Here is an 18,278-nt window from a genome sequence, read left to right on the forward strand (position 1 = left end):
CCCAATATGGCGCCGAGTTCACGCAATTGTCGACCGTCATGCAGCGCTCGACCGCCTTGCAGAGGAGGCGGCTTCCCTGGCGGTGCAAAAGCCAGCCGGTCGCATTTCACTTAGGCGTTGCGCCTCGAGGCAGTGCACACAGGCGTTGTCCCGATGGGTACTTTGGCTGAATCATGCAAAATACGCGGCATCCAATGATGCGGAGACCGCCCGTGGGCATCAATTTCGACTTGAACGACTTGCAAGCGTTTCGCGCGGTGGTCGAGCTGGGAAGCTTCCGAAAAGCCGCCGAGGCGGTCAGCATCTCCCAGCCTGCCTTGAGCCGCCGGATCGACAAGCTCGAGGAAGCGCTCGGCGTGCGTCTTTTCGATCGCACCACGCGCAGCGTCACCCTCACCACCGTCGGCCGCGTGTTTGCCCCGAGCGCCGAACAACTGCTCGATGATCTCGACGTCGCGCTGCTCGGCATCCGCGACGTTTCATCGAGCCGCCTGGGTCACGTGACGATCGCGTGCGTGCCTTCGGTGGCGTACTACTTTCTGCCGAACGTCATCGCGAGCTATCATCGCCGCTTTCCGCGCATCAGGGTCAAGCTGCTGGATTCGAGCGCGAACGACGTGCTCGGCGCCGTCATCAGCGGCGAGGCTGATTTTGGCGTGAGCTTCATGGGCAGCCAGGAGCCCGAGATCGAGTTCAAGTTGCTGCTGGAGGAGCGGTTCGTTGCCGCCTGCCGCCGCGACCATCCGCTCGCGCGCAAGAGTCGCGTGACCTGGGGCGAGCTTTACGAGCACGAGTACGTCTCGGTCGACAAGACTTCCGGCAATCGCCTGTTGCTCGACCAGGCGCTCTCGGCCGTGCCGCCGCGCGCGCCGAGCGTCTGTGAGACGCGGCACGTCACGACCATGCTCGGATTGATCGAAGCGGGGCTCGGCGTTGCCGCGGTGCCGTCGATGGCCATGCCCGGCGAGGACCACCCTGTCCTGACGAGCGTGCCGCTCGTCGAACCGGTGGTCAAACGACGCGTGGGCATCGTGAGACGACGCGGGCGTCCACTCACGCCCGCTGCGGAGGAGTTTCACCGGGCCATCATCGAAACGAAGCGCGGCAGAGTCGCAGGCAGCGATGCGGGAGGCAACAGCGCCACGACAGGCAAGACACGAAGGAAGACCGCGTCGTGAGTTTGACAAGACCGCTTCGTCTGCTCTATGTGCAGGTCCTGCTGGGCATGGCGCTCGGCATGACCGTCGGCCACTTCTGGCCATCGGCCGGCGCGCTGCTCAAGCCCCTCAGCGACGCGTTCGTCGGCCTCGTGCGGATGACGATCGCGCCAATCGTCTTCTGCACGATCGTCCTCGGCATCACCTCGCTTGCGAACGGGAAGGCCATCGGCCGCACGATCATCCGGGCGCTGGCGCTCTTCTATGTCCTGACGGCCGTCGCGCTCGCGATCGGCCTCGTCACCGCGCTCGTGATGCGACCCGGCGCCGGCCTGCACGTCGACGTGCGTCATCTCGATTCGAGCATTCTCGCGCCCTATGCGAAGCCCGCGCAGGGAACCGGGCTCGTGGCGCTCGCGCTGAGCGCGATCCCGGACACGATACTCGGCGCCTTCGAGAAGGGCGACGTGCTGCCGGTGCTGCTGCTCGCGATTCTCGCAGGCTTCGCGCTCAATTCGCATCAGCAGGCCGGCCGGCTCTTACTGGAGGTGATCGACGGCGTAGCACAGGTGCTCTTTCGCATCCTTGCGATGATCATGCGGCTCGCCCCGCTCGGGGCGTTCGGTGCGATGGCTTTCACGGTGGGCCGCTTCGGCATTCGCTCGGTCGGCTCGCTCGGCATGCTGATGGTGTCTTTCTATGTGGCATGCCTCGTGTTCGTCGCACTCGTGCTCGGCTCGCTCGCGCGGTTGCACGGTTTCGCGCTTTGGCGACTCTTGCGCTACCTGCGCGAGGAACTGCTGATCGTCCTCGCGACTTCGTCGACGGAGCCGGTCCTGCCGCGCCTGCTCGTGAAGCTCGAAGCGCTCGGTTGTGACAAGGGCGTCGTGGGGCTCGTGCTGCCCGCGGGCTATTCGTTCAATCTGGACGGCACCGCGATCTACCTGACGCTCGCCGCCCTGTTCATCGCGCAGGCGTGCGATGTGCCGCTCTCCGCGCCGCAAATCGCAACGATGCTCGCCGTCATGTTGCTCACTTCGAAGGGCGCGGCCGGCGTGTCCGGCAGCGGACTCGTCGCGCTCGTCGCGACGCTCACGGTGATTCCCGATCTGCCGGTGGCCGGCGTCGCGCTTCTGGTCGGCATCGACCGCTTCATGTCCGAGGCGCGCGCCTTGACGAGCGTGATCAGCAACGCCTGTGCGGCGATCATCGTGTCGTTGTGGGAAGGCGCCTGCGATCGAGCGCGTCTCGCTCGCGCGCTCGGCGCGGCCGGGCCGCGCTGCCGGGGCGGTGCCGATGACGCCGCCGATGACGCCGCGACAGACACCCGGGCGTGACGGGAAGGCTGCCCTTCCCGGGGCTCTGTCTCAATGCGCCGAGACGGAATCGAGCCCGGTCGAATTCACTTCTGCCTGTACGCCGGGAGAGGCGAGATAGTCGAGCAGCGCCTTCGCTTCCTTCGGATGCTGAGCGCCGACGGGGATGCCTGCGGCAAAGCGCGTGACCGACTGCAGAGACTCGGGAATCTTTCCGACGAAGGTCGCGCCCTGGATTGGCAGCAACTCGCTCACCTGCTGGAAGCCGATTTCGTAGTCGCCGTTCGCCACCACCGATGCCACAGGAATCCGCGGAATCATCTTCGCCTTCGGCCTGACCTGATCCTCGATGCCGAGCTTCCTGAATAACTCCCGCTCGATATAGACGCCGCTCGCGCTGTCCGAGTAGGCGACCGACTTCGCATGCAGCAGCGTCAGCCTGAGCGCTTCTGGCGAGCCGATGTCGGGCTTCGCCGCGCCTTCGCGCACGACCATGCCGATGCGCGAATCGGCCAGTTCGACCCGCGATCCGGCGATGACCTTGCCTTGCTTGATCAGATCGTCGAGCGCGTAGCCGACCATGATGACGGCGTCCGCGGGCTCGCCACGCTCGAGCCTGTTCGGGATCGCTTCGGGCGATTTGCCCATTGACGGTCCGTATGCGGTGTCGAGCGTGTTGCCCGTCTGGGACGCGAACCTGGGACCGAGCACCTTGTATGCGGCGGTAAAGCCGCCCGAACTCATGACGTGCAGGTCGGCGGCCTGCACGTTCGCCGCAGCGGCCGAGGTTGCGACGAGCGCTGCCGCGCAAAGTTTCCGAAGCAGGTTTCTCATGCTGAGGGTCGTTTGGGATAGTGATGATTGCGGGAACATGCGGGACCGCGCCTTGGCATCAGTGCGCCGGAGTCAGCGTCACCGCGCGGCGGCGATAGAGTGCGAACGTCGCCAGCAGGCCGCACGCCGCGGCGAAGCTCATCCAGTAGCCGGGGGCGGCCTTGTCGCCGGTCATATGAATGAGCGCCGTCGAAATCGCGGGCGTGAAGCCTCCGAACACGGCCGTAGCGAGGCTGTAGGCGAGCGAGAAGCCTGCAACGCGCACCTGCACCGGCATGACTTCCGTGAGCGCGACGACCATCGCGCCGTTATAGATGCCGTACATGAACGAGAGCCAAAGGAGCACGAGCAGCATGTTGATGAAGCTCGGCGCGTGAGCGAGCAGCGACAGTGCCGGGTACGCGGTCGCCATGGCGAGCACCGTCATGGCGACGAGGAGCGGCCGGCGGCCGATCTTGTCGGAGAGCGCCCCGCCGATCGGCAGCCACACGAAGTTCGACACGCCGACACACAGCGTCACGAGCAGACTGTCGGCGGTGCTCAGATGCAGGACCGTCTTGCCGAAGGTCGGCGCGTAGACCGTGATGAGATAGAAGCTCGTGGTGGTCATCGCGACGAGCATCATGCCCGCGATAACGACGGTCCAGTTCTGCCCCAGCGTGCCGAACACTTCCTTCATGGACGGACGATGCTGGCGCGCCTTGAACTCCTGCGTTTCCTCCAGATTTCGCCGCAGCATGAAGATGAACGGCACGATCATGCAGCCGACGAAGAACGGTACGCGCCAGCCCCACGCGGCGATGGCCGATGCGCTCATCCATTGATTGAGCGCGAAGCCGAGGCCCGCGGCAACGACGATCGCCACCTGCTGGCTCGCGGACTGCCAGCTCGTGAAGAAGCCCTTGCGGCCCGGCGTGGCCATCTCGGCGAGATACACCGAGACGCCGCCCAGTTCCGCGCCGGCAGAGAAGCCCTGCAGCAGCCGACCGAGCAACACGAGCGCGGGCGCCAGGAGTCCGATCGTGGCGTAACCCGGCACGAATGCGATCAGGATGGTGCCGCTCGCCATGATGGAGAGCGTGACGATGAGGCCCTTGCGGCGGCCGACGTCGTCGATATAGGCGCCGAGCACGATCGCGCCCAGCGGCCGCATCAGAAAGCCGGCGCCGAATACCGCGAACGTCATCATCAGCGAAGCGAATTCGCTTTGGGCGGGAAAGAAGACGTTGGCGATCTGCGTGGCGTAGAAGCCAAACAGAAAGAAGTCGAACTGCTCCAGAAAATTCCCGGCCGTTACGCGGAAAACCGCAGCGGCCTTCGACTGTGCGGTCGAAAGGCTAGACGAGGGGTGCATCGAGGTGTCTCCAGAGATCCAGAAAATATGCCGTGGTCCGGTCGTTTTGGTTTTGGCAATCTTCGCCCGGAACCGGCACAACGATAAGTGCAATTTTCGGAACGATTGATGTTGTCTGGTTATCAATCGATGCCTGCTGGTACGGCCGCAGCTTGCCGTGCCACGCTGTACTTGCCCGGTTTCCCGCAACGGCTTGCCCGGCCTGGATCACCCATGGGCCGGCCGAGCGGGCAAATCCGTTCGGCTCCCCCACCCCTGGGCGAACCCGGGAATATTGATTGCGGCACTGCACCAAGGCGCGCGACCGATGCGCGTCCCCAATTGAACCCCTCGAGCGGAGCCATGATGACTGAACCCACGATCGCACTACCCGACGCAGGCCCAGGCAAAGGGTCTCAAGGCGCTTCGACGCCGGACACTGGAATAAACGACTTCGCACGGCTGTGCGCCGACACCGCTGGCCGCATCGCAGAGCTCAACAGCCGTGCGCTCAGTACAACCCTGGATGAGTAGCGCGCAATCGCGCTGGAGGCAGCCAGCGAACGCTCGCCGTTCGACGCATGGCGTTTGAATGCAAGCTATGCGTTAGCGGGCACCGCGAAGGCTGCGGCCTACTGGCGGCACGTCAACGAGATCCTGCTCGGCGCGGTCGTCGATGCCGTAACCGATACGGAGAGCCGCCTGAACCGCGACTTCATGGCATGGAGCGCAGCGTTCAAGGACAGTGCTTCCGGATTGGGTTCGACGATATTGACGGGCGATCCGACTCACGCCGTTCGCGGTGCTACGCAGGCGGTACGGATCGTGGGTGCCGACGAAAAGCCGCCCCCATCCGGAACGCGTTGATGCGCTGTGGAAGCGAACTCACGCGGCGACACCCGTCCGCCGGTCTGCGCAGCGGGTACAGCTGCCGCGTCGAAATCGCGGTCAGCACGCCGGTTGTTCGCGCGTAGTCAGCACCGCAACAAGCCGCCACGAAAAAACAAAGCGGGAGCCGGCTCGACGCCGCTCCCGCCAGATCACTTCGTCGTGCTTCTAATCGGCGTGCGACTCGCGACCGACTCGCATGCCGCCGCGACGCTCAGCTCATATGCAGCCCGCCATTGAGCGAGAAGTCCGCACCGGTCGAGAAGCCCGATTCATCGGACGCCAGCCACGCCACGATGGAGGCGATCTCCCATGGCTCGCCGAGGCGCCGTACCGGAATGCTGTCCACGATCTTGGAAAGCACTTCGGGCTTCACCGCCTTCACCATGTCCGTGCCGATATAGCCCGGCGAAACGGTATTGACGGTCACGCCCTTGGTCGCCACTTCCTGGGCGAGCGCCATGGTGAAGCCGTGAATGCCGGCTTTGGCCGTGGAGTAGTTCGTCTGGCCGAACTGGCCCTTCTGCCCGTTCACCGACGAGATGTTGATCACGCGCCCAAAGCCCCGCTCGATCATGCCGTCGATCACCTGCTTGGTCACGTTGAAAAGGCTCGTGAGGTTGGTGTCGATCACGGCGATCCAGTCTTCATGCGTCATCTTGCGGAAGACGACATCGCGTGTAATGCCCGCGTTATTGACCAGAATGTCGATCTCGCCAACGTCCTTTTTCACCTTTTCGAACGCTTTGGCCGTGGAATCCCAGTCGGCCACGTTGCCTTCGGACGCGACGAACTCGTAGCCGAGCGCCTTCTGCTCGTCGAGCCAGCGCGTCTTGCGTTGCGAATTCGGGCCGCAGCCCGCGACGACCGTGTAGCCGTCCTTATGCAGACGCTGACAGATGGCCGTACCGATGCCGCCCATGCCGCCGGTCACGTAGGCAATACGCTTTGCCATAAATCCTCCTTTTGCTTTAGGGAGTAGGTGAGTGGGGAAGACTCTGGAGGATGGAGTCAGTTTGACGACCACCTACAAGCCGGGCGATGGGGATAAACCCGTAATGGGAAACGCCCGCTGTGCGGCTGCTGAACTCGTCCGGGAAACGATTCAGCCTAACAGCGGACTTATGGGGACACAAGGGAAGCAGGCTGTCAGGTGTGCGCGATCACACAGATACCTGGCATAACTCAATAAATGAATGAGCAGGAAATGCGTTTTGCATAGTTGCGCAGGCAGCCCCGCGCCGCGCGGGCTACCTGCAGGCTCGTTGAAAGGGCATCAAACGCCGGCAGCGAAATCAGCAAAACGCCCGCTGCCAAACGTCTCGGGCAGCCCCGTCACATCGTCCAGCCGCCCCATCGCTTCGAGCAGCGAGCGGCCCGCGGTCGTGAGCGACAGCCGGCGGTGGCCTTCCGTCCACTGCTCGAGCGCAACCAGCTGGCGCTCAAGCAGCGTGTCCAGTTCCTCGCGGTTCATGTCGATCTGCTCCGGCGAATGACGGACCAGCATTAGCGTGGCGAATTCATGCGGACTCAGCAATGTCGTCTCCCAGTAACTCGAATGCCGCAACCAGGGGCACAGGGCCGCATATCTTCAGGGTTCAATGTGTCACTGCGATGACTGTCACAATTTCGCGCCGGCGCGGTAGGGATCCTGTATTGCCGGCGTTGTCTCCGTCTTCCCGGCCCGCGGCGCGTGCGTCGGCAGCAGCGCTGCGCCGCATTCCTCCACGAGGTTGCCGAGCGAGGTGGGAAAGAGCGTGCCGGGATCGTCGGCGATGCCGGCGCCGTCGTCGCGCAGCGTCGCACCGATGCCCACCACGATCGTCGAGTCGGGAGCGCGCTCGCGCAGCCGCCGCACGAGATTGCGCAGGTAAGGCGCCGACTCGGGCGCGTCGAGCGAGACCACGCAAATGACCGGGGCACGTTCATCGATCACGGCCCCGCGTGTGGCGCGCACCTCGTCGTAGGTGGTCGCCGCGCAGGGAATATTGCGCCGCATGAGCAACTGGCCGACGATCGCCACCGCCACCTCGTCGAACGCGCCGCGTCCGGGCACGCAAAGCACTTCCCCCGCAACCGGCGACAGCGTGAACTCGTCCGCGCGCGCAGCGGACTCCTCGCCGCTGCCCTCGGGCGCGGCGTGGCGCGAATCGTCCACGGATTCGAGATCCTCGACGATATCGAGCAGCGCCTGGTTGATGCGCGCGACCTGCTCGGCGGGCAGCACGCCGCGCAAGGCGTCGTTGCGCGCGAAGCGCAGTCCTTCGAACACCACCTGCTCGTAGTAGTCGATGAGCCGCATGCTCGTGAGCAGCCGGTCGGCCTGCAGCAACGCCTCGTGCGGATCGTCGGCGAGCAGGCGCTGGTAGCAGGTTTGCGCGGGCGTGAGCGCGGGCTGGTCGCCGAGCAGGATGGTGAGGAAGTGCAGACGGTCCACATAACGGCCGAGCGTGACGATGCACAGCGTGAGCGGCGTGGACAGCACGAGACCCACGGGCCCCCACAGCCAGCTCCAGAAAATCGCCGCCACCACCACGGCGAGCGGCGAGAGGCCCGAGCGCCGTCCATACAGCATCGGCTCGGCGAACTGACCCGCCACCACGTCCACGACGATGAAGAAGATCAGCGTCGTGACGGCCATGGTCCATTGCGGCTGCGTGGCCGCGGCGACAATGGTCGCCATGATCGCGGCGATCCAGATGCCGATGTAGGGCACGAACCGCATGAGCGCCGCGACCGCGCCGAACAGCAGGGCGCCCGGCACGCCGATGCCCGCCAGCCCCAGCGCGATCACCCCGCCCACCGAGACATTCACGCCGAGTTGCGCGATGAAGTAGCGGGAGAGCCGCTGCGAGGCGTCGTTGATGGCGGTCGTCGTGCGGTGCAGGTCCTCGGAGCCGAACACGCTGATGAGCCGGTCGCGCAGATCCTCGCGCTGGAACAGGATGAAGATCGTGACCACAAGCACGATAAAGCCCGTTTCGAGCGGCGCGAGCGCCGGAGCGAGCGCCCTTTGCGCGAGCTGCAGCGGCGTGGGCGCCGGCGTGTGGACCTCCACGGGCATGGGCTGTTGCGGCTGGTTGCGCGCCGCGCGCCCGCGCGGCTGCAGCGGCGCGGGCGGCGGCGTGGGCGTGACGCGCTGCAGCGTGGCGGCGGCGCGGGCCATGAGCGAATCGGCGCGGCCCACGGTCTTTTGCTGCACCGTTTGCACCTTCTGCTCGATCTCTTCCTGGTACTGCGGCAGCGAGGCGGAGAGCTGGTAGACCTGCGCGGCGATCAGCGCGCCCACACCGGCGAGCGCGAGCACGGTGGAGAGAACCGCGACGAGAATGGCGATGAACTGCGGCACGTGGAAGCGCCGCAGCGCGGTCACGAGCGGCGCCAGCAGAAAGCTCAGCAGCACCGAGAGCGTGATGGGAATCAGCACCGCTTGCCCGAAATACAGGCCGCACACCACGACTACGCCGGTAATGACAGAGGCGAGGCTATGCAGCGTGGGCGGACTTGGCGGAAACACCCGGTTGCGTCGGCCCTGCGGCGGCAGCGGGAAATTCATGTCAGATCAGATCGGCAAGAAAGGGAAGCGAAAAACGGGGCCGTGACAGCTCGGGCAAGCGCACGGTCCATTTGCGAACAATTTTGCGAACCGGCCACACGCACCGGTGACATGCACCCGGCATGTCTCGAAATGGTACAGCGCCCGCGCGCCCTGGAGCGCAGCACAAAAAATCCGATTTTCGCAGGTGGGGAGGCCGGGGTGCAGAAACCGCGCGTCGCGGCCGTCCGTCACTGCGACTGCGTCTTGCCCGACACGAGCTCCTGATTGCGCGCGGCAAGGAACTGGATCAGCCCGTCCACCCCGCCCTGCTGGATCTTCTCGTTGAACTGCTGGCGATAGGTTTGAATCAGCCACGCGCCGAGCACGTTCAGGTCGTAGAGCCGCCAGCCCTGCGGCGTCTTGTAGAGGCGGTAGTCGATTTCCACCGGGTTGCTGTTCGTCTGCGCGAGCGTGCGCACCACGACGTCGGTGTCGCCGGGCGCGTTGCGCATGGGCGGGTAGTCGATCTTCTGGTCGGGCTTCAGCTGCGCGATCGCGCCCGAGTAGAGATGGATCAGCAGCAACTGGAACTGCTGCTCGACCTGCTCCTGCTGCCCGGGCGTCGCCGTGCGCCAGTGCGGCCCCATGGCGAGCCGCGTGGTGCGGCGGAAATCGACATACGGAAGAATGTCGCGGTTGACGATGTCCTGAATGCGCGCGATGTCGTCTGGCGCGATGGCTTTGGTGCGCACTTCGTCGAGCACCTGCTGCGTGGCGGTCTTGATGAGCGCCTGCGGGTCCGACTGGTCCACCTGGGGCGATTGGGCAAGCGCCGCCGTGGCGGGCAGGAGCGACAGACAGCACGCGAGCAGCGCGGTGATGCGGAATGACCTTGTCATCGATATCTCTGGGCAATGGCGGGAACGACGATGCGGCGGGATTCGACGAGCGGGACGGCCAGCGTCACGCTGCTTGCCGTTGCGCGAGGCTCTCTAACGCCGGGCCCCGGATGCATCGCATGAATTGCATATCGTACGAACCGCATGAACCGCTCGCCAGCGCTTAGTCTAGCGGGTTGCGCGCGCGCAGGTCAGGTCGCTGCGCCTTTCATGCGGCTTCGCGCATGCGCGTCCTCCGCGCGGGCCCGCCTCCGGGCGAGTCGGCGCGAAGTCTAGCAAGACCCATTCCATCCTGGCGGTCTCTCGATGGGCTTGCGTCGCAGGGGGCCCCGAGCCGCACCGGCTCTGTAAAAACGACACGCGCGTCACGGCAAGGCGGAAAACCGGAATGCCACCGGCCGCGAAACAAAGCGAGCGCGCCCCCGTGCTGAGTTACCCCTGTGCGGTGCGCTTCTGGAGAACCGCATGGATGTCCGCCCACTCGATGCCCAGGATCTCGAATTGATCTGCCGCCATCGCGAAGCGATGTTTCGCGAGGCTGGCCGCGACGAGGCCACATTGCGCACGATGACCACACACTTCCGCGAGTGGCTCGAGCCGCGCCTCGCCAATGGCGCGCATTGCGGCTACGTGCTGAGTGAGCAGGCTGTGGCGCTCGCGGGCTCGGGCTCATGCTGATCGACTGGCCCCCGCATCCGATGCATCCGGAAACCGGTCTGCGCGGGTATGTGCTCAATGTCTACGTGGAGCCGCGCGCCAGGCGCCGCGGTCTTGCACGCCGGCTCATGCAGCTCGCCGACGACGAATTCGCGAGGCGCGGTGTCACGTACGCGATATTGCACGCGACCGGGCAAGGGCGGCCGCTTTACGAGCGGCCAGGCTGGATCGGGACGACCGAGATGGCGAAGGCGCTTCCAGCCGCGCCCGTCTGAGAAGCCACCGTTCGCCACCGTTCGCGCCGCCGGATTTCCATTCGCGCCCGCTTCCCCGCCCTTCGTCGCATTCCCGTCGCCTCCCCGACTGCCGCTCTCCACACTGCAGCCATCGACTCCGCTCGACCTGCCAAGGAGGGCCAGCATGCCTGCCATCATTGCGGCGCACGTCGTCGCCGCGACGCTTTCTGTCATACTCGGAACCGCCGTCATGCTGGCCGAAAAAGGCAGCGCGCGACACAAGTGGCTCGGCCGCCTCTGGGCGCTCACGATGTGCGCAACCGCGCTCAGCTCGTTCGACATCCGCGAGCTGAATCCGGGGCATTTTTCCTGGGTGCACAGTCTTTCGCTGCTGACGTTCGCGAGCGTCGGACGCGCCATCTGGGCGATCCGCCACGGCAATGTCCGCGGCCATCGCCTCGCCATGCGCGGGTCGTTCTTCGCGCTCGTCGTGGCAGGCCTCGCCGCCATCGCGACGCCGCACCGGCTGCTCAATCTCATCGTCATGAGCTGGATCGCATGATTCCCTGGACGCACGTCGAGTTTCCGAACGCCTCGGCCCGCCTGCCCGCGCCGGCGGCGCATGTCCTCGTCGCCGGATTCGCGCGCGAGGCGGTGATCGTCGTCATCGGCAACGCGCTGATCGCGCTCGCGCTCACCGCCGTCGGCGTTGGCAAGGGCTTCGTCGACAACCTCGTGTTCAGCCAGTCGATCGGCCTCTCGATCATGCTGCTGCTCGACGCCGGCCGGTTTTTCCTGCAGCGTCGCAGCGCGCTCACCGTCCCCCGGCTCGCCGTGGCGATGGTGCTAGCCCTCGTGCTCGGCACCGCGCTGGGGCGCGGCATCGCGAGCATGCTGCTCGGCATCGGCCTGAGCCACGCCTTCGCGACAAAGGATCTCGAATTGACCGGCTGGATCGCGCTCACGGCCACGCTGCTCGTCACCTGGTATGGCTGGTCGCGCACGCGCATCGCGGAGCTGAGCGAGCAGGTCGCGCGCACGGCATGGCAGAAAGAAGCCGCCGAACGCACGGCGCTCACCGCCCGCCTGCAAGCGCTGCAAGCACAGATCGAGCCGCACTTCCTCTTCAATACGCTGGCGACGCTAGACAGCCTGATCGCGTCCGATCCTTCGCGTGCGCGCGAACTGCTCGCCAGCCTGAACCGCTTCCTGCGCGCGACGCTGGAAGCCTCGCGCGCGCAAAGCGAAACGCTCGCGGTGCAGTTCAGGGTGCTCGACTCGATGCTCGCCGTGCATGCGATGCGCCTTGGCCCTCGCCTCGCCTATGCGCTCGATCTGCCGCGCGATTGCGCCGATCTGCCGGTGCCGCCCATGCTGTTGCAGCCGCTCGTCGAGAACGCGCTCAAGCATGGCATCCAGGGCTTGGTACAAGGCGGAAGGATCGACATCGGCGCGCGGCGCGACGGCCAGGATGTCGTGCTGACCGTGACCGACACGGGCCCCGGCTTTGGCGTCACGCCAGGCACGCAGGGCGCGGGCGTCGGCCTCGTGAACGTGCGCGAGCGGCTTGCGGCGCTCTATGGCGAGCGGGCCTCGCTCACGCTGATCGAAAACGTGCCGCATGGCCTCGTGGCGCGCGTCCGGCTGCCTCTGTTCGATCCTGCCGGTGCTGACGTCGGCGTTGGCCTTGGCGCAGCCGGCGAGGCGCGCAAATCATGAAACGCCGCATGCCCGCCGATACGGCGCAACACAGCAGCAACGCGCACCGCTCGCCCGACACCCCGACCGCGCTGATCGCCGAAGACGAGCCGCTCATCGCGGCCGCGCTCGAACGCGAGCTTGCCGCCGCGTGGCCGGACTTGCGCATCGTGGCGATGGTCGGCAACGGCCACGAGGCCATCGAGCGCATCGCCGCGCTCGAGCCCGATATCGCCTTCCTCGATATCGCGATGCCGGGCGCGACGGGCCTCGACGTTGCGCGCGCGTGCGCGAATCTCGCCGCGCCACCGCAGATCGTGTTCGTGACCGCATACGACGCCTACGCGCTCGAAGCGTTCGAGGCCGCGGCCATCGACTATCTGCTCAAGCCCGTCGAAACGGCGCGGCTCGCGCGCACGGTCGAGCGACTGCGCGCCCGGCTCGCACGGGCGGCCGCGCAGGGCGCCGAAGCGCCGCAGACGCAAGCGGACCTGCAACACGTGCTGCGTCAACTCGAAGCAATCACGCAGGACGTGCGGGCAGCACGCGCGGGCTCGCCTGGCGGCAGTGCGACGGCCGTCGCGCGCGAGGCGCCGCTGCGTTATCTGCGCGCCTCCAGCGGCAACGATATCCGCATGGTGCCGGTGGAAGATGTGCTGTACTTCGAAGCAGCCGACAAGTACGTAGTGGTCACGACACGCAGCGGCGAATTGCTGATCCGCACGAGCCTGCGCGAGTTGTGTGCGCAACTGGACCCCGCGCGCTTCTGGCAGGTCCACCGCAGCACGGTGGTCAACGTGGACCAGGTGGAAAGCGCGTCGGTCAGCGCACTCGGCAAGATGACGCTGCGGCTGCGCGGCCACGCCGGCGCGCTCGACGTGAGCAGGCAATACGCACACCTGTTCCGGCAGATGTGAATCGGGCGCATGCGCGAGCGCGGCTCCTTGCCGGCGATGCCACATTCAAGGCATCACGCCGCGTCCGGCGGTCCGCCTTGCACCGCACTGCCGCCGAGATAGGTGGCACGCACCCGGTTATCGACCGCCAGCTCGCGAGCCGCCCCCGCGAGCGCCACACGCCCGCCTTCCAGCACATAGGCCCGATTCGCGATGCGCAGCGCCTGGCGCGCGTTCTGCTCCACGAGCAGCACGGCCGTGCCCGCATGGCTGATGCGCGCGATCACCTCGAATATCGCGCGCACGAGCTTCGGCGCCAGCCCCATCGACGGTTCGTCGAGCAGCACGAGCTTCGGCTCGAGCATGAGCGCGCGCGCAATGGCGAGCATCTGCTGCTCGCCGCCGCTCAGCGTACCGGCTAGCTGGTCCTTGCGCTCGCGCAGCCGGGAAAACGTTTCGTACGCCTGTGCAATGCCTTGTTCGAGCGCGGCGGCGTCGCGGCGCAACAAATATCCGCCCAGGCGCAGGTTCTCCTCCACCGTGAGCCCGCCGAAAATGCGCCGCCCTTCGGGCACGTGCCCGATACCGAGCGCGACGATACGATGCGACGGCAACCCGACGATCGCCTGTCCCCCGAACGCGATGGTTCCCGCGCGCGGCCGCAGCAGCCCGGAGAGAGTGCGCAGCGTCGTGGTCTTGCCCGCGCCGTTGGCCCCGAGCAGCGCAACGATCTCGCCCGGTGCGACATCGAGCGAGATGCCGTGCAACGCTTCGATGTTGCCGTAGTTCACGCGCAGGTCGCGAACGTCGAGCAGCTTGCCGGTCGTGCCCGGTTCCGCGTTCACCCCCATAGCGACTTCTCCCCGTTCGCGGCATCGGGGCCGTCGTCCTCGTCGGCCGTGCCGAGGTACGCGTCGATCACCACGGGATCGTTCTGGATCTGCGAGGGCGTGCCCTCGGCAATGATCTCGCCGTGATCCATCACGATGATGCGGTCCGACACGCCCATTACGAGCGCCATGTCGTGTTCGATCAGCAGCACGGTCACGCCCAGGTCGCGTATGTGACGGATCTGCGCCATCAGCGCGTGCTTTTCGGTGGGGTTCATGCCGGCGGCCGGTTCGTCGAGCAGCAGGAGGCGCGGCTGGCTCGCGAGCGCCCGCGCGATTTCGAGCCTGCGCTGATCGCCATACGGCAGGTCCGACGCATATTCGCTCGCGCGCGCGCCCAGCCCCACGAGATCGAGCCAGCGCTGCCCGAGTGCGCCATGCTCGGCCGCCTCGGCGCGCGCGGCGCGCGTGCCTGCCAGTTCCGCCACGAGCGGCGTATGCAGCCGGTGGTCCATGCCGATCAACACGTTCTCGAACGCGCTCATGTGATTGAAGAGCCGGATGCCCTGAAACGTGCGCGCAATGCCGCGATGGACGTTGCGGTGCGGCGCGCCGCCGCCCAGCGGCTCGCCGCGCCAGACGAGGCGCCCGCCGCTCGGGCGGATCACGCCGGTCAGGCAGTTGAACACCGTAGTCTTGCCCGCACCGTTCGGGCCGATCAGCGCGAGAATCTCGCCGCTGCGCACCTGGAAGCTGATGCCGCCAATGGCGCGCACGCCGCCGAAACGACGCTCCAGCTCGTGCACCTCCAGCAGCGTTTCATGCGCGGCCGCGGCTTCGATGCCGCCGCTATCGGCAAGCGAAACGGCGGCCGCGCTTTCCTTGCCCGCCGCTTCGGCCGCTTCCGCTTCATGGGCCACGGTCGCCTCTTCCGGTCGCGGCGCTGCGCGTTTCACGCGCGCGGGCCACAACCCTTGCGGGCGCAACAACATGAGCACGACGAGCGCCACGGCAAAGCCGAGAATGCGCCACAGGTTCAGGAAGCGCAGCAACTCCGGCAGGCCGGCCACGATCACCGCGCCGAGTATTACGCCGGGAATGCTGCCGCGCCCGCCCATCACGACGATGATGAGGATCGTGACCGATTGCAGATAGGTGAACGCCGTGGGGTCGATCGTGCCGAAGCGCGCGGCGAAAAGGCTGCCCGCGAGCCCGCCGATCAGCGCACCCATCACATAGGCGAGCATCTTCGCGCGCAGCGTCGCCACACCCACCGCCTCGGCGGCGGCTTCGTCCTCGCGGATGCTGGTCCACGCACGGCCTAGCCGCGAGCGCCCGAGCCGCACCGCGAACACCAGCACCGCAATGAAGAAGGCCATGCCCAGCTCGTACACCGCGCGCGGCGAATTGAACTCGAAGCCGAACAAGCTCGGCGGCTCGATGCCGTAAATGCCGTTCGGCCCGCCGGTGATGTCCAGATTCGTGGCGATGATGCGCGTGATTTCGCCGAAGCCGAGCGTGACGATCGCGAGATAGTCGCTGCGCAGCCGCAACGTGGGATAGCCGATCACGACGCCGGAAGCGCCCGCGAACGCGAGACTGAACGGCAGCGTCTCCCAGAAAGTGAAATGAAGCAGCGTTTCGAGCAGCGCTGTCGTGTAGGCGCCAATGGCGAAGAACGCCGCATAGCCGAGGTCGAGCAGCCCGGCGTAGCCCACGACGATATTGAGCCCGAGTCCGAGAATCGCATACGTGATGATGGTGAGCCCGACGTCGACGAGATAGCCGCTCGCGAACGCCGGCAACGCGATCGCCGCCGCGATGAGCACGATCGCGACGAGCCACGAGGTCCGCGATGACCGTAGCGCCCGCGCGCGCATCGCTCACATCCTCTCGACCACGCGCTCGCCGAACAGCCCTGTCGGCTTCACCACGAGCACGGCGATCAGCACGCCGAACACGAACACGTCGGTCCACTGCGACGACACATAGCCCGCGCCGAACGCCTCCAGCAAGCCGATCAGGAAGCCGCCCACCATGGCACCCGGAATATTGCCGACGCCGCCCAGCACCGCCGCCGTGAACGCGCGCAACCCGAGCACGAAGCCCATGAAGAAGTTGATCTGCGTGTAGAAGAGCCCCTCCATCACGCCCGCCACGGCGGCGAGCGCCGAGCCGATGAAGAACGTGAGCTGGATGAGCCGCTCGACGTCGATGCCCATCAGGCGCGCGGCGTCCTGGTCGATGGCGAGCGCGCGCATCGCCGTGCCGATGAAGGTATGGTGTACGAACAAATACAGCGCGGCCATCAGCGCGATGCTGGCCGCGACAATACCGATCTGCGCGAACGTAATATGAACCTCGAACACTTCGAAGCCGGTATGCGTGAGCAGATGCGGATACGTGCGGAAGCCCGCGCCATAGCCGATCAGCACGGCGTTCTCCAGCACGAGCGAAATGCCGAGCGCGGTAATGAGGATGGAGAGGCGCGGCGCGCGCAGCAAGGGCTGATACGCCACGCGCGCGATCACCACGCCGAGCACGCCGGTTGCCAGCATGGCTGCCGCGAAGGCCACGAACAGCGCGAGCGCGAGCGGCAGACGCCCCGCCGTGAGCGAGGCGAGCGCGGTCCAGCCCACGAACGCGCCCACCATGAAAAGATCGCCGTGTGCGAAGTTGATGAGCCGGATGATGCCGTAGACCATCGTGTAGCCGAGGGCGACGAGCGCGTAGAACGAGCCGATCGTCAACCCCTCGACGACGAACTGGAAAAAGGTGCTCATGGGCGGCCCGCGATGCTTACTTCATCGCCACCCACTTGCCGCTGGCATCCTGGCGTTGATACGGCTCGAACTGGTCGTTGTGCACGATGACCGTGATGTACACAGCACGGCTGCGGTCACCCTTCGGATTGAAGCCGATCGTGCCGGTGGCGCCCGCATAGTTCGTGATCTTGTGCAGCGCGGCGCTGATGTCCGCGGGCTTCGTCGACTTCGCGTCGGCGATGGCCTTGGCGGTCACGCCCACGGCGTCGTACTCGTACACCGAGTACGGTCCGGGCCCTTGCCCATAGGACTTGTTGTACTGGTCGACATAGTCGTGCGCACCCGCGAGGAACTGTGCGAGCGGCGCGGTCGTGATGATCATCCCGTCCGCGGCCGGCCCCGCCGTTTTCATCAGCGTCGGGTCGTTGGTGCCGTCGCCGCCCATGAACGTCATCTTGAGGCCCACCTGGCGCGCTTCCTTCACGAGCAGACCCGCTTCCGAAAAGTAGCCCGTGTAATAGATCACGTCCGGCTTGAGCGAGGCAACCTTGGTGAGCGTGGGCGAATAGTCCATCTGGCCCGGCGTGATCGAATCGGCGTAGACCACATCCACGCCCATCTTCTTGAGCGATTCGACGGTGTTCTGCGCGAGGCCCTTGGCATAGGTCGTGTTGTCGTCGATGACGGCCGCACGCTTGACATGCAGCGAATTCTTCATGAAATTCGCGGCGAAAGGCCCTTGTTCGTCGTCACGGCCAATCGTGCGAAACACGTTGTCGTAGCCCATTTCGGTGAGCTTCGGATTGGTCGAAGCGTCGAGCACATAGGGAATGCCGGCGCGATGGAACGCCGTCAATTCGGGCAGCGCCGCGCTCGAGCAATAGCCGCCCGCCACGGCAACCACGCCTGCGTCCACGAGCTTCTGCGCCGCCTGGACCGCCGTTTGCGCGTCGCAGGCATCGTCCTCGGGCACGAGTTCGATCTGTTTGCCGAGCACGCCGCCTGCCGCATTGATCTTCGCGGCCGCCAGCTTCGCCCCGTTGACGATGTCCGTGCCCGCTGCGGCGCTGCTGCCCGAAAGCGGCACCGGTACGCCGATCTTGATGGTCTGGGCTTGCCCGAGGCCAGGCGCGAGCGCGGCGAGCGAGAGGATCGCAAGCGCGAGCGTTGCGTGCAATGTGCCCGTCAGGCGGGGGGCGTCGGGCGTGCCATTGTTCTGATGATTCATGTG

Annotated in this window: 18 protein-coding genes; 8 read left to right on the forward strand and 10 right to left on the reverse strand. The window is 66.1% G+C overall.

Annotation, left to right across the window (positions count from 1 at the left end; all coding sequences use genetic code 11):
• The first annotated feature begins 212 nt into the window (after positions 1 to 212).
• On the forward strand, positions 213 to 1,178 hold the full coding sequence (locus tag BMI01S_RS06230; protein WP_028211241.1) for a LysR family transcriptional regulator: 966 nt from the start codon (positions 213 to 215) through the stop codon (positions 1,176 to 1,178).
• On the forward strand, positions 1,175 to 2,494 hold the full coding sequence (dctA, locus tag BMI01S_RS06235) for a C4-dicarboxylate transporter DctA (RefSeq protein ID WP_028230183.1): 1,320 nt from the start codon (positions 1,175 to 1,177) through the stop codon (positions 2,492 to 2,494). The genes BMI01S_RS06230 and dctA overlap by 4 nt, the downstream gene beginning before the upstream one ends.
• A 30-nt stretch (positions 2,495 to 2,524) precedes the next feature.
• Here dctA and BMI01S_RS06240 read toward each other — a convergent pair whose 3' ends face one another.
• Both BMI01S_RS06240 and tcuC read right to left on the reverse strand, forming a co-directional pair.
• Positions 2,525 to 3,307 carry a substrate-binding domain-containing protein gene (locus BMI01S_RS06240; protein ID WP_028230182.1) on the reverse strand — a complete coding sequence of 261 codons (783 nt, stop codon included), beginning with the start codon at positions 3,305 to 3,307 and terminating at the stop codon, positions 2,525 to 2,527.
• A gap of 58 nt (positions 3,308 to 3,365) precedes the next feature.
• Positions 3,366 to 4,661, reverse strand: a complete 1,296-nt coding sequence (gene tcuC, locus BMI01S_RS06245) for an MFS transporter (protein WP_028211238.1) — start codon at positions 4,659 to 4,661, stop codon at positions 3,366 to 3,368.
• Between the two features lie 567 nt (positions 4,662 to 5,228).
• Here tcuC and BMI01S_RS38025 point away from each other — a divergent pair.
• Positions 5,229 to 5,507, forward strand: a complete 279-nt coding sequence (locus BMI01S_RS38025; RefSeq protein WP_028230181.1) for a hypothetical protein — start codon at positions 5,229 to 5,231, stop codon at positions 5,505 to 5,507.
• Between the two features lie 235 nt (positions 5,508 to 5,742).
• Here the strand turns inward: BMI01S_RS38025 and BMI01S_RS06255 are convergent, their stop codons facing one another.
• The 4 genes from BMI01S_RS06255 to BMI01S_RS06270 form a co-directional block, all read right to left on the reverse strand.
• Positions 5,743 to 6,483, reverse strand: a complete 741-nt coding sequence (locus BMI01S_RS06255) for a 3-ketoacyl-ACP reductase (protein ID WP_028211237.1) — start codon at positions 6,481 to 6,483, stop codon at positions 5,743 to 5,745.
• 321 nt (positions 6,484 to 6,804) lie between these two features.
• Positions 6,805 to 7,065 (reverse strand): hypothetical protein, encoded by a 261-nt coding sequence (locus BMI01S_RS06260; RefSeq protein ID WP_028230180.1) that lies wholly within the window; start codon positions 7,063 to 7,065, stop codon positions 6,805 to 6,807.
• An 84-nt stretch (positions 7,066 to 7,149) separates the two neighbouring features.
• On the reverse strand, positions 7,150 to 9,084 hold the full coding sequence (locus BMI01S_RS06265; protein ID WP_063619580.1) for an AI-2E family transporter: 1,935 nt from the start codon (positions 9,082 to 9,084) through the stop codon (positions 7,150 to 7,152).
• Between the two features lie 230 nt (positions 9,085 to 9,314).
• Complete coding sequence (locus BMI01S_RS06270; RefSeq protein ID WP_042288599.1) at positions 9,315 to 9,965, reverse strand: MlaC/ttg2D family ABC transporter substrate-binding protein; 651 nt, start codon at positions 9,963 to 9,965, stop codon at positions 9,315 to 9,317.
• A gap of 465 nt (positions 9,966 to 10,430) precedes the next feature.
• Between BMI01S_RS06270 and BMI01S_RS43830 the strand changes: the two genes are divergently transcribed.
• The 5 genes from BMI01S_RS43830 (at position 10,431) to BMI01S_RS06290 (ending at position 13,473) form a co-directional block, all read left to right on the forward strand.
• Positions 10,431 to 10,643: a hypothetical protein gene (locus BMI01S_RS43830; RefSeq protein WP_306303684.1), complete on the forward strand. Its 213-nt coding sequence runs from the start codon at positions 10,431 to 10,433 to the stop codon at positions 10,641 to 10,643.
• On the forward strand, positions 10,637 to 10,897 hold the full coding sequence (locus BMI01S_RS43835) for a GNAT family N-acetyltransferase (protein WP_306303685.1): 261 nt from the start codon (positions 10,637 to 10,639) through the stop codon (positions 10,895 to 10,897). Before BMI01S_RS43830 ends, BMI01S_RS43835 begins: the two co-directional genes overlap by 7 nt.
• Before the next feature lie 145 nt (positions 10,898 to 11,042).
• Positions 11,043 to 11,420: a DUF2306 domain-containing protein gene (locus BMI01S_RS06280; protein WP_028211235.1), complete on the forward strand. Its 378-nt coding sequence runs from the start codon at positions 11,043 to 11,045 to the stop codon at positions 11,418 to 11,420.
• Positions 11,417 to 12,577 carry a sensor histidine kinase gene (locus tag BMI01S_RS06285; RefSeq protein WP_051381302.1) on the forward strand — a complete coding sequence of 387 codons (1,161 nt, stop codon included), beginning with the start codon at positions 11,417 to 11,419 and terminating at the stop codon, positions 12,575 to 12,577. Before BMI01S_RS06280 ends, BMI01S_RS06285 begins: the two co-directional genes overlap by 4 nt.
• 8 nt (positions 12,578 to 12,585) lie before the next feature.
• Entirely contained in the window at positions 12,586 to 13,473 is an 888-nt protein-coding gene (locus BMI01S_RS06290; protein WP_042288603.1) for a LytR/AlgR family response regulator transcription factor, read from the forward strand.
• Positions 13,474 to 13,526: 53 nt separating this feature from the next.
• Here the strand turns inward: BMI01S_RS06290 and BMI01S_RS06295 are convergent, their stop codons facing one another.
• From BMI01S_RS06295 to BMI01S_RS06310, 4 genes are read right to left on the reverse strand one after another with little or no spacing between them, the layout of a single operon-like run.
• Positions 13,527 to 14,303 carry an ABC transporter ATP-binding protein gene (locus tag BMI01S_RS06295; RefSeq protein WP_042288606.1) on the reverse strand — a complete coding sequence of 259 codons (777 nt, stop codon included), beginning with the start codon at positions 14,301 to 14,303 and terminating at the stop codon, positions 13,527 to 13,529.
• Positions 14,294 to 16,162 carry a branched-chain amino acid ABC transporter ATP-binding protein/permease gene (locus tag BMI01S_RS06300; RefSeq protein WP_028211232.1) on the reverse strand — a complete coding sequence of 623 codons (1,869 nt, stop codon included), beginning with the start codon at positions 16,160 to 16,162 and terminating at the stop codon, positions 14,294 to 14,296. The genes BMI01S_RS06295 and BMI01S_RS06300 overlap by 10 nt, the downstream gene beginning before the upstream one ends.
• A 3-nt stretch (positions 16,163 to 16,165) precedes the next feature.
• On the reverse strand, positions 16,166 to 17,065 hold the full coding sequence (locus tag BMI01S_RS06305) for a branched-chain amino acid ABC transporter permease (RefSeq protein WP_028211231.1): 900 nt from the start codon (positions 17,063 to 17,065) through the stop codon (positions 16,166 to 16,168).
• 16 nt (positions 17,066 to 17,081) lie between these two features.
• Complete coding sequence (locus BMI01S_RS06310) at positions 17,082 to 18,275, reverse strand: branched-chain amino acid ABC transporter substrate-binding protein (RefSeq protein WP_028211230.1); 1,194 nt, start codon at positions 18,273 to 18,275, stop codon at positions 17,082 to 17,084.
• Positions 18,276 to 18,278: the final 3 nt, after the last annotated feature.

It is taken from the genome of Paraburkholderia mimosarum LMG 23256 = NBRC 106338, assembly GCF_000739815.1.
Lineage (GTDB): Bacteria > Pseudomonadota > Gammaproteobacteria > Burkholderiales > Burkholderiaceae > Paraburkholderia > Paraburkholderia mimosarum.

What these genes read in the sequence shown, in the direction of transcription:
- BMI01S_RS06265 (WP_063619580.1), bottom strand. Translation starts at nt 9,084, where the DNA reads ATGAATTTCCCGCTGCCGCCGCAGGGCCGACGCAACCGGGTGTTTCCG.
- tcuC (WP_028211238.1), bottom strand. Translation starts at nt 4,661, where the DNA reads ATGCACCCCTCGTCTAGCCTTTCGACCGCACAGTCGAAGGCCGCTGCG.
- BMI01S_RS06290 (WP_042288603.1), top strand. Translation starts at nt 12,586, where the DNA reads ATGCCCGCCGATACGGCGCAACACAGCAGCAACGCGCACCGCTCGCCC.
- BMI01S_RS06270 (WP_042288599.1), bottom strand. Translation starts at nt 9,965, where the DNA reads ATGACAAGGTCATTCCGCATCACCGCGCTGCTCGCGTGCTGTCTGTCG.
- BMI01S_RS06300 (WP_028211232.1), bottom strand. Translation starts at nt 16,162, where the DNA reads ATGCGCGCGCGGGCGCTACGGTCATCGCGGACCTCGTGGCTCGTCGCG.
- BMI01S_RS06295 (WP_042288606.1), bottom strand. Translation starts at nt 14,303, where the DNA reads ATGGGGGTGAACGCGGAACCGGGCACGACCGGCAAGCTGCTCGACGTT.
- BMI01S_RS06240 (WP_028230182.1), bottom strand. Translation starts at nt 3,307, where the DNA reads ATGAGAAACCTGCTTCGGAAACTTTGCGCGGCAGCGCTCGTCGCAACC.
- BMI01S_RS06285 (WP_051381302.1), top strand. Translation starts at nt 11,417, where the DNA reads ATGATTCCCTGGACGCACGTCGAGTTTCCGAACGCCTCGGCCCGCCTG.
- BMI01S_RS06310 (WP_028211230.1), bottom strand. Translation starts at nt 18,275, where the DNA reads ATGAATCATCAGAACAATGGCACGCCCGACGCCCCCCGCCTGACGGGC.
- BMI01S_RS06280 (WP_028211235.1), top strand. Translation starts at nt 11,043, where the DNA reads ATGCCTGCCATCATTGCGGCGCACGTCGTCGCCGCGACGCTTTCTGTC.
- BMI01S_RS06305 (WP_028211231.1), bottom strand. Translation starts at nt 17,065, where the DNA reads ATGAGCACCTTTTTCCAGTTCGTCGTCGAGGGGTTGACGATCGGCTCG.
- BMI01S_RS43830 (WP_306303684.1), top strand. Translation starts at nt 10,431, where the DNA reads ATGGATGTCCGCCCACTCGATGCCCAGGATCTCGAATTGATCTGCCGC.
- BMI01S_RS06255 (WP_028211237.1), bottom strand. Translation starts at nt 6,483, where the DNA reads ATGGCAAAGCGTATTGCCTACGTGACCGGCGGCATGGGCGGCATCGGT.
- BMI01S_RS43835 (WP_306303685.1), top strand. Translation starts at nt 10,637, where the DNA reads ATGCTGATCGACTGGCCCCCGCATCCGATGCATCCGGAAACCGGTCTG.